Here is an 8,212-nt window from a genome sequence, read left to right on the forward strand (position 1 = left end):
TTCGCCCACGGCAAGACCGCGTTCATCGGCGGAAGCGACGATGGTTTCTATGAGCGCTTCCTCCACGGTCTTCAGTCGCGGCTCGCCCTTCGGCCTCGCGAGGATGGCCGCCATCAGCCGATCGGCAAAGGAATCCTGCCATGCGAAGACGACCTCCTCTTTCGAAGGGAAATAATCGAAAAAGCTGCGCTTGGAGACATCGGCGGCTTCGGTAATGTCCTCGATCGTCGTTGCGTCGAAGCCTCTCTCGAGGAACAGCGTCATTGCCGCCTGCTCGATACGCTCACGCGTCTCCCGCCGCTTGCGCTCACGCCGGCCTTCCGCCGCGCCGCTTTGTTTCAATTCAACCATCTGCGTCCGATTGTGTCAGCCGCGGGTCTCTCCCGGAACGGCGGCCGTGCCCGTCTCCGCTTCCCTGGTACGGTATTTGAAACGATCCCGCGAGAGCTCAAGCGGCTTACGGCGTGAAATTTTATAGACTGCGGCGGGTGGCAAGTTGCGCACAGTACCACCGAGGTGCGTTGCCTTGAGCCCCAATCTGTCGAGGATCGGGCGCGGCACCGGGCAGCGAGGCCCGTAGGTGAACTGATAAAACGCACCGCCAGGCCGCATATACGCAAAGGCACTGACGAGAATGGCTGTGATTTTGCGCGGCGACATGGAAAGCAGCGGCAAACCGCTGATGACCGCAGTGACCGGCTCGCCTTCGAAGATACCGGCCTGGCCGAGATGGGCGGCATCCATCTGCAGAACACGCGCGCCCGGAAAGCGCGACCTCAGGCTGCTGACGAACTCGGGGCCATATTCGATCAGCGTCAAGTCCTGTTCTCTTGTGCCGCGTTCGAGCAACGCCCGCGTGAAAACACCGGTGCCGGGTCCGAGCTCGATAATCGGTCCGTCAAGCGCGGCAATCTCCTGCGTCATAAGCTTCGCCAGCGAAGTGCCGGACGGAGCGATCGCCGCCACGCGGAGGGGGTTGCTGATCCATGAGCGGAAAAAATGCAGGTAATCCGAGTGTCCAATGCCTGCAACCATCTTGATTGGCCCACCTGACTGAAATGCCGCTTGAGTATCCGCACGACCATCGCTTCGAGAATGGCAATTCCAAGGCATTCTCATGCAGCTTGCGGCACTTCCATCGATTTCGTTCGGCCTCATCTCACAAATCCTTTATCTGTTGCAATTTTATATCTATTGCATTTTTGCAGTTAATGCAATATTTGTTTGCAATCTGCTACAGGGATCGAAACATATGTGGACCGCGAAAGACATGCCGCAACAGACCGGAAAAAAGGTCATTGTTACAGGCGGAGCGTCCGGCATCGGCTTCCAGGTTGCCCGGGCAATGGCGCTGAAGGGCGCAGATGTGCTGATCACGGGACGGGATAAAGACAAGGGTATCGCCGCGGTCGCCGAGCTGCGCAGACTCGTGCCGCAGGCCAGCTTTTCTTTCGGCCTTCTCGACCTCGGCAATGTGGCTTCAATCGCCCGCTTCGCAGAAGCCGTGCTCGAAAGCGGAGCGCCTCTCGATCATCTCTTCAATGTCGCCGGCGTCATGATGATCCCCAAACGCACGCTCACGGCGGACGGCTTCGAGATGCATATGGGCACAAATTTCCTCGGTCATTTCGCGCTGACCGGCCGGCTTTTTCCGGCGATCGAGGCAGCGTCCGGCCGCGTCGTCACCGTCAGCGCCCGCGCGGCCAGCTGGTATCCTCTCGACATCAACGACTTGCAATCGCAAGGAGATTACCGGCCGATGCGCGCCTATGCGTTGTCGAAGCTCGCCGATATTCTGTTTGCCCTCGAACTCAACAAGCGCGCCGCCGCAACGGGCGTGGCCAGCCTCGCCGTGGACCCCGGAACAGCCAAAACGGCCTTGCAGCGCCACACCTCGCCGGTCCTGCGCCGGGCGGCGGAGATTTTGATAAGCCTGATCGGCTACCCGCTCGATCGCGTCGCCGACACGGTGGCCTTCGCGGCAACGATGGCGAAGGCAGGCGCCTACATCGGGCCGACCAGAATCATCCAGTCCCGCGGATCGCCGGGCGCAATCGCCGTCCCGAAACAAGCCAACGACGAACAGCTGCGACGACAGCTCTGGCAGGCAGCCGAGAGCCTGACGTCCGTACGGTACGCATTCAAACAAGAGAGCACATCATGACGGGCGTGAGCCTCGACAAGATCATCGACGCCCAAGATCTAGCCCCCCTTATTGAGGGTAAACGGCCCGATAACCCTCGGACGAGGCACAGGTGATGTATTTCCTGTGCGCCGCGCTGCGCGCCAGCGCATCTGCCTCGGCGGCGTCATAGTGACCGGTGATCTGCGCGTTCAGCCTGTATTGCTGCATCGCCTCGCGGTACATCGCATTGCCTTCACCGTTGCACATGAGGTTCGCAAGGAATGGCGGATTGACCGGGCTGCCGACAGGATAAAGAACCGGCTGGCTGGGGTCCTGGACGCACCCGGCAAGAATGGCTCCGGCTGCCGCCATTGAAATCGCAATCCCCATCCTCGCTTTCATGCATTTCTCTCCTGCGCAAGCTGCTTTCGACCCCGGCATAGAATAGGTACCGCTTCAAGATTGCGCGAAGCTAAGCATGCGATGACGGAGTGCAGAAAAACGAATGGCACGACAACAGAATGAAACGGGGAAATGGTCCTCAACAGCGGTGACAATTTCCCGCATCAATTTCATTGTCGCGTGCCGCCTGGACAGGCGGACATGGGATGTCTCCGTATGAACAATAGACGCAACAGTCGCCCACTTTCGGCCTCAGCACAGCGCCGCATCCTTTGCAGTCATAGAAATACTGGCAGGCGTCGGTGGGCATGGCCTCCAAGGCCCGATGGCCGCATTCCGGGCAGGTGATTGTCGACCGGTGGAAAATTGTCATGATGGCCCGGTTTCGCTCATAACAGATGCCGGATAACCTGCGTTCGTCGATGAAGCAGCAATTGCCTCGGTCGTGGTGAGGGCAGGATCAAATGCGACCGTCGCTGTTTTCGTTTGGAGGTCTATATCAACCGAGCCGACGCCTTTGACGGCCTGCATCGCCGCTTGCACAGTTATCGGGCAAAGGGCGCAGGTCATGTTGTCTATGGCAAAGGTCGCTGTTTGCATGGCCACACCTTTGGTGGCGAGCGGCTGCGCAAGTAGCACCACCGGGGTGGCGGCCTCGATTGCAATCGCACCTATAGTGACTGCCATGGCCTTAAAGAAGAAGGATCGTTTCATCCCTGAGGGTTCTCCTAGTAGAAAATGGGCGCCCACCAGTCGACGGTCAGGGCGAGAACGACCAGCCCGGTCGCGAGCCAAAGCGTGGTCTTGACGACCAACGACGATGCGGATCGTGCGCAATAGGCGCCTTCGGCACAAACAACAACCTTGCTTGAGAAATAAACCTGCCTGAAGCCGAAACCGATGAAGCCGAGCGCGATAGCGGCGAATAGGGGCTTATAGGGTTCGAGTGCCGTCAGATTGCCGATCCACGCTCCGGAAATGCCGAGCATCAACAGAACCAGCGGCCCAACACAACACGTCGAAGCCAGAACCGCGCCGATCAAGCCTCCGGCGGCCAACCACCCTTTGCCGCGATTCGCGGTATACGGCGGTACCTCAATAGAGACAGTTCCAGTTTCCATGTCACGCATGCGATCCCGACATCGAAACATCTATGAATCGAAGCTACAGTCTGTAGGATCTACAGACTCAAGGGAGACTTTGCGCATGAGCGATCACAAGTCCGAGAAGGGATTGCAGCGCGCGGACCTGGCACGGCGATCCGGCTGCAATCTCGAAACCATCCGCTACTACGAGAAAATCGGCATGATGCCAGACCCGCGGCCAAGCAGGACGGGATACCGGTTCTACGAGGAAGGGCACGTACAGCGCCTGCGCTTTATTCTCCGCGCCCGGGAACTCGGCTTTTCGATCGACGGCATTCGCGGACTTCTGAATTTGGTCGATGGCGGCACTCAAACCTGCACCGAAGTGAAGGAACGGACGGAAAGGCACTTGGCCGACATCCGCACCAAAATCGCAGACCTCAAGAGAATTGAGAGAGTTCTCGCCGAGACTTCGGCCAAGTGCAGCGGAGCGGCTGTTCCGCAGTGTCCCATGCTGGATGTGCTGACCATGTAGATCTCGCTCATTTGTATCGGTGGCGGTCACAGCACAGTCTCCCATGACAGGGGCCAGACATCCGGTCAACCGAACAGGGCCACCACTCGCATTTGTGGCTGTCCATTTGTCGTTGACTTCACAAGTGATGAGAGGAAAATGTTTCGCATGCGTCCACCCCACAGCACAAAGGGGCTCACGATGACGATCGCAAGGAAACTTCAGGACTATATCGACGGCGTCGGAATCGCCTATGACACCGTCCCGCATCACCGGACGGCAACCACCAGCCAGACGGCTCAGGCAGCCCATGTTCCCGGCAGCCGCCTCGCCAAATCCGTGCTCATTCACGACGAAACGGGCTATACACTGGCGGTTGTTCCGAGCACGCACCAGGTCGAGCTTTCGCTGCTACAAAGCGTCATGAATAAGCGCCTCGGGCTTGCGTCGGAGGATGAGATCAGCTCGCTTTTCGCCGATTGCGAAGTTGGCGCGGTCCCTCCTGTAGGATCGGCCTACAACGTCCGCATGCTCCTCGATGAGAGCCTCAACGACGCGGCTGACGTCTATTTCGAAGGTGGCGATCACCGGACGCTGGTCCATATGAGCGGACCGAATTTCCGCAACCTGATGAAGGATGCGCAGGTTGCCCGCTTCAGCCGCCCGTCATGAATATGGGATCCGAGACCACGATCATCCCTGAAAGGAAATGGCACACCAGACGAGATGAAACTGCTAACTCGTATGTGATTGTTATCGCTTTCTATTTCTGAGCGGCAGGTCTGCGTTGCGCAATCTCCGAATCCTGCCGAAAGACACCGCAAGATCGCAAGCCCCGACATAGCTCCATAGCTCCGCAGAACTCTCGCAACTTTGCAAGTTTAGCGAACATGGTTGTGGCTTAAGTCGCACGGGTTCTTGTGAACGATATGCATGCCGTTGTTCTAACGTAGCTTTTCATATCACAAGGGATCTCCATCATGTCGGATAATCTTAAGGAAGGCCTCGATCGCCGTGATTTCATAATCGCATCCATTGCCACGGTCGGCGCGTCGGCTGCCCTCGCCGTCAGTGCGGCAGGTGCGAACGCGCAGGACAATACTGGGTCCGCCGCCAACTCGACGTCACAGAAGACAGTCTACGTTGGCGATGTCATCGAAGGGAAGAAAGTCGTCAGCGCCCTTGACGTCAACGACCTGGAGCCCGGCAAGAAGCACCTCTTGTATTTTCAGGGCGTTGAGATGCCCACCGGACAGCACTGGTATGTGTCAGTGACGGTCGCCAAGGGAGCAAAGCCGGGCAAGCGCGGCGTCCTGGTCAGTGGTGTGCATGGCGACGAAATGAGTTCTATGCATACGGTCCAGACTGTGATGAACCAACTCGATCCGGCGGCGATGTCGGGGACTGTCATGGCGGTCACGGACGTGTCCCGCCCGGCCATCGAGGGCATGCAGCGCAGGTGGCCCAATTCGGGCAGGGGCAGCGATCTGATCGATATGAACCGGGAGTGGCCCGGGAACGAGAACGGCGCCACCGCGGCCAGCCGACACGCCGGGCTAATGTTCAACCGGCTTCTCCGTCCGAACGCCGACTTCGCAATCGACTTCCATACCGGAACGACCGGATTCGAGGTCAGCGCATTCAATATTGCAGAGATGGACGTACCCGAGATCAAGGCAATGGTGGAGCTCTACCCCATCGGCCAGATCTTCGATAACCCTACATATCCCAGTGTCCTGCATAACGCGTTTATCGCCGCGGGCATCCCGTCCTTCTGCCCGGAGATCGGGGCTGCCCGCCACCTGGACCTCGAGATGATCTCGCTGTTCGTGGAAGGCACAATGAACGTCCTCAAGCATCACGGCATCGTTGCCGGGTCGATGGGACGTACAGGCAAGGACGTGAGTGTCTTTGTCGGGAACAGCGCCTTCCCGATTCTTGCCACCGCGGGCGGGCTCGTCGAGCATCTGGTCAAGCTGAACGACAAGGTCGAAGCCGGACAGAAGGTGGCCATTCAGCGCAACAGCTTCGGCGAGGTGGTCGCGGAGTATACAAGCGGCGTGGCTGGAGAGATAACGGGCCAGCGCAGCGACGCAATGTCCGAGCCCGGCAACCCCTTGGTGTTCATCCTTTTCAGCAAGCCGACGCCGGAGGGCGCAGAGGTATATCCCGAGTAAAGAGCCCTGTGAGCGATCTTTGCGTGTCTCGGGAGTCCAGCGTTAGCGACGACCTTGCGAGCACGCCGTGGGCTGGGTGACCGCCTAGCCGGCTAGCTCACGGGCGAGAGACGTGAACGTTCTCGTCGGGTCAAAAGCGTAGGCTTGATACCCATTTTTCGTCTGGAATGGTGAAATGGCGCACCCGAAGAGATTCGAACTCCTGACCCCCAGATTCGTAGTCTGGTGCTCTATCCAGCTGAGCTACGGGTGCGTGTCAAAGCGGCCGTGCCGCTTGCGTGGGCGATCCTCTAAAGCGTCCTTTAGGCGAATGCAATAGCAATTCGAAAAAAATCGCGACTTTGGCTGCGGATGGCTGAGGTGCGGAATTTGCATCACTTTTCTGCATGCAGACGAGAGCGATAGTCGTCCAACGAAACAGGACGATCGGGGATCTCGATGCGGAACTGTGTGCCAGCGGTCGGTTTTTCGACAAGGGCGATCGTGCCGCCATGAGCAAGCACCAGCTCGCGCGCGATTGTGAGGCCCAGGCCCGTGCCGCCGCTGCGGGCGGAGCCGCGGAAGGCTGTGAAGAGGTTCTGGCGGGCCTTCACCGGCATTCCCGGCCCGGTGTCGTCAACAATGATGCTTACGACACTGCCGACGCGCTGTGCCGAAACCGTGATCCGCTTGACTCCATCCATACCCGTTTCGCCAGGCATCATCAGAGCCTGCAGCGCGTTGCGGCACAGATTGTGGATCACGCGGAAGAGCTGCTCGTTGTCTGCATCGACCTCGACGTCAACCGGCATTTGCTCGGAAAACTCCACTCCGCTCTGCGGATCGATCGCCAGCATGTCGCGAACGTCCTGCGTCAGGTCGTAGAGCCTGATCCGCCGGCGGCGCGGCGCCGATTCGCTTGCCTGGCCATAGGAGAGCACTTCATTGGTGTAGCCGACTGCCCGATCGATGGTTCGCAGCAACTTCGGTGCAAAGCTCTTCACCATCGGATCATCGACGCTCACCAGGCGATCCGACATCAGTTGCGCGGAGGCGAGTATGTTGCGCATGTCATGATTGATCTTGGAGACCGCAAGGCCGAGCGCGGCGAGATTCTTCTGCTGCTTTAGCGTCTTCTGCAGCTCCATCTGCATGGACGTCAGATGCCGCCCCGCGACCGCGAGTTCATCGCGCCCACCGTCGCCCACGAAAACATTCTGCGGGTTCTCCGGCTCGGTGGAGAATTTCTGCATGCTGCCGGTCAACTCGCGGATCGGGCGAATGAGGATGCGGTTGATGGCGAAGAAGATCAATGTCGCGGTGAAGAGCGAGATCAGAACGGAGAGATAGAGGACATTGCGTGCATAAGCGAACATCGCCGTGCGCAAGGCCTTGTCCTTCATCACGACTTCAACGCCCGTGCTCGTTTCGCCGACCGGGCCGTAGACGCGGATCATCCGTTTGCCGCCGAAAAGCATCGTATCCAGCGCGTCATCCATGGAACTGAGCAGCGTGGTCTTGGTCAGGTCATATTGCTCGTCGACAGAGGTCGGCATGTCGCTCATCGCAAGGAGGCGGGAGGTACCCTCTTTGCGAAGCACGATCGCCTTCGTTCCGGTTGCTTCGAGCGTCTCCTTCTGCAGCGTATGCGGCAGTTCGACAGGCTGCAAGCCATCGATGACGATGGCCGCCGCCGCCGCCGTGTTCAGCCTGTCCTCCAGCCAGCGAATGCGCATGGTCGCGATCGACGGGAAGAAGATCAGCACTTCAGCGAGCATGATGAACAAGACAGTGAGCCAAAGCAGCTTGCCCGATAGACCGCCGAACCAGCCCACCGGACGGCCGTATGCGCTGTCCGCGGTCTTATCGCTAGTCGAGTTTTCGCCCTGATGTTGCAGCGGCATGGTCTTTTCCGATCGGCGAAGCGCCT

At 59.0% G+C, this 8,212-nt stretch carries 11 protein-coding genes and 1 tRNA gene; 4 read left to right on the forward strand and 8 right to left on the reverse strand.

Translation table 11 applies throughout. The features are described from left to right. Together ACPYOI_RS33275 and ACPYOI_RS33280 are read right to left on the reverse strand one after the other, a co-directional pair. Positions 1-351 (reverse strand): TetR family transcriptional regulator (locus ACPYOI_RS33275; protein ID WP_481423969.1); only part of this gene is annotated, 351 nt, incomplete at its 3' end. 15 nt (positions 352-366) lie between these two features. After that, the gene (locus tag ACPYOI_RS33280) at positions 367-1,035 is read right to left on the reverse strand and encodes a class I SAM-dependent methyltransferase (protein WP_481415992.1); all 669 of its coding nucleotides are present in this window, start codon (positions 1,033-1,035) and stop codon (positions 367-369) included. Between the two features lie 217 nt (positions 1,036-1,252). Here ACPYOI_RS33280 and ACPYOI_RS33285 point away from each other — a divergent pair, with 217 nt between their 5' ends. After that, complete coding sequence (locus tag ACPYOI_RS33285) at positions 1,253-2,164, forward strand: SDR family NAD(P)-dependent oxidoreductase (RefSeq protein ID WP_481415993.1); 912 nt, start codon at positions 1,253-1,255, stop codon at positions 2,162-2,164. A gap of 48 nt (positions 2,165-2,212) precedes the next feature. On the opposite strand, the gene ACPYOI_RS33290 is transcribed toward ACPYOI_RS33285, so the two are convergent. The 4 genes from ACPYOI_RS33290 to ACPYOI_RS33305 form a co-directional block, all read right to left on the reverse strand. Next, positions 2,213-2,527 carry a hypothetical protein gene (locus ACPYOI_RS33290; protein ID WP_481423970.1) on the reverse strand — a complete coding sequence of 105 codons (315 nt, stop codon included), beginning with the start codon at positions 2,525-2,527 and terminating at the stop codon, positions 2,213-2,215. Positions 2,528-2,666: 139 nt separating this feature from the next. Then, positions 2,667-2,900 carry a GDCCVxC domain-containing (seleno)protein gene (locus ACPYOI_RS33295; RefSeq protein WP_481415995.1) on the reverse strand — a complete coding sequence of 78 codons (234 nt, stop codon included), beginning with the start codon at positions 2,898-2,900 and terminating at the stop codon, positions 2,667-2,669. Beyond that, positions 2,897-3,241 (reverse strand): heavy-metal-associated domain-containing protein, encoded by a 345-nt coding sequence (locus ACPYOI_RS33300; RefSeq protein WP_281408066.1) that lies wholly within the window; start codon positions 3,239-3,241, stop codon positions 2,897-2,899. The genes ACPYOI_RS33295 and ACPYOI_RS33300 overlap by 4 nt, the downstream gene beginning before the upstream one ends. A 14-nt stretch (positions 3,242-3,255) precedes the next feature. Further along, positions 3,256-3,678, reverse strand: a complete 423-nt coding sequence (locus tag ACPYOI_RS33305; protein ID WP_481415996.1) for a mercuric transporter MerT family protein — start codon at positions 3,676-3,678, stop codon at positions 3,256-3,258. Between the two features lie 55 nt (positions 3,679-3,733). On the opposite strand from ACPYOI_RS33305, the gene ACPYOI_RS33310 reads away from it, so the two are divergent. The 3 genes from ACPYOI_RS33310 (at position 3,734) to ACPYOI_RS33320 (ending at position 6,303) form a co-directional block, all read left to right on the forward strand. Beyond that, positions 3,734-4,147: a MerR family transcriptional regulator gene (locus ACPYOI_RS33310; RefSeq protein WP_481415997.1), complete on the forward strand. Its 414-nt coding sequence runs from the start codon at positions 3,734-3,736 to the stop codon at positions 4,145-4,147. A gap of 180 nt (positions 4,148-4,327) precedes the next feature. Beyond that, entirely contained in the window at positions 4,328-4,798 is a 471-nt protein-coding gene (locus ACPYOI_RS33315) for an aminoacyl-tRNA deacylase (RefSeq protein ID WP_481415998.1), read from the forward strand. Positions 4,799-5,106: 308 nt separating this feature from the next. After that, positions 5,107-6,303, forward strand: coding sequence for a M14 family metallopeptidase (locus tag ACPYOI_RS33320; protein WP_481415999.1), 1,197 nt, complete (start codon positions 5,107-5,109; stop codon positions 6,301-6,303). A 176-nt stretch (positions 6,304-6,479) separates the two neighbouring features. On the opposite strand, the gene ACPYOI_RS33325 is transcribed toward ACPYOI_RS33320, so the two are convergent. Next, positions 6,480-6,556: transfer RNA gene (locus ACPYOI_RS33325), tRNA-Arg, on the reverse strand. A 121-nt stretch (positions 6,557-6,677) separates the two neighbouring features. Then, positions 6,678-8,186 carry an ATP-binding protein gene (locus ACPYOI_RS33330; protein WP_481416000.1) on the reverse strand — a complete coding sequence of 503 codons (1,509 nt, stop codon included), beginning with the start codon at positions 8,184-8,186 and terminating at the stop codon, positions 6,678-6,680. Positions 8,187-8,212 lie beyond the last annotated feature (26 nt).

It is taken from the genome of Rhizobium sp. SVR5-2C (genome assembly GCF_056755115.1).

What these genes read in the sequence shown, in the direction of transcription:
- ACPYOI_RS33280 (WP_481415992.1), bottom strand. Translation starts at nt 1,035, where the DNA reads ATGGTTGCAGGCATTGGACACTCGGATTACCTGCATTTTTTCCGCTCA.
- ACPYOI_RS33285 (WP_481415993.1), top strand. Translation starts at nt 1,253, where the DNA reads ATGTGGACCGCGAAAGACATGCCGCAACAGACCGGAAAAAAGGTCATT.
- ACPYOI_RS33290 (WP_481423970.1), bottom strand. Translation starts at nt 2,527, where the DNA reads ATGAAAGCGAGGATGGGGATTGCGATTTCAATGGCGGCAGCCGGAGCC.
- ACPYOI_RS33295 (WP_481415995.1), bottom strand. Translation starts at nt 2,900, where the DNA reads ATGACAATTTTCCACCGGTCGACAATCACCTGCCCGGAATGCGGCCAT.
- ACPYOI_RS33300 (WP_281408066.1), bottom strand. Translation starts at nt 3,241, where the DNA reads ATGAAACGATCCTTCTTCTTTAAGGCCATGGCAGTCACTATAGGTGCG.
- ACPYOI_RS33305 (WP_481415996.1), bottom strand. Translation starts at nt 3,678, where the DNA reads ATGTTTCGATGTCGGGATCGCATGCGTGACATGGAAACTGGAACTGTC.
- ACPYOI_RS33310 (WP_481415997.1), top strand. Translation starts at nt 3,734, where the DNA reads ATGAGCGATCACAAGTCCGAGAAGGGATTGCAGCGCGCGGACCTGGCA.
- ACPYOI_RS33315 (WP_481415998.1), top strand. Translation starts at nt 4,328, where the DNA reads ATGACGATCGCAAGGAAACTTCAGGACTATATCGACGGCGTCGGAATC.
- ACPYOI_RS33320 (WP_481415999.1), top strand. Translation starts at nt 5,107, where the DNA reads ATGTCGGATAATCTTAAGGAAGGCCTCGATCGCCGTGATTTCATAATC.
- ACPYOI_RS33330 (WP_481416000.1), bottom strand. Translation starts at nt 8,186, where the DNA reads ATGCCGCTGCAACATCAGGGCGAAAACTCGACTAGCGATAAGACCGCG.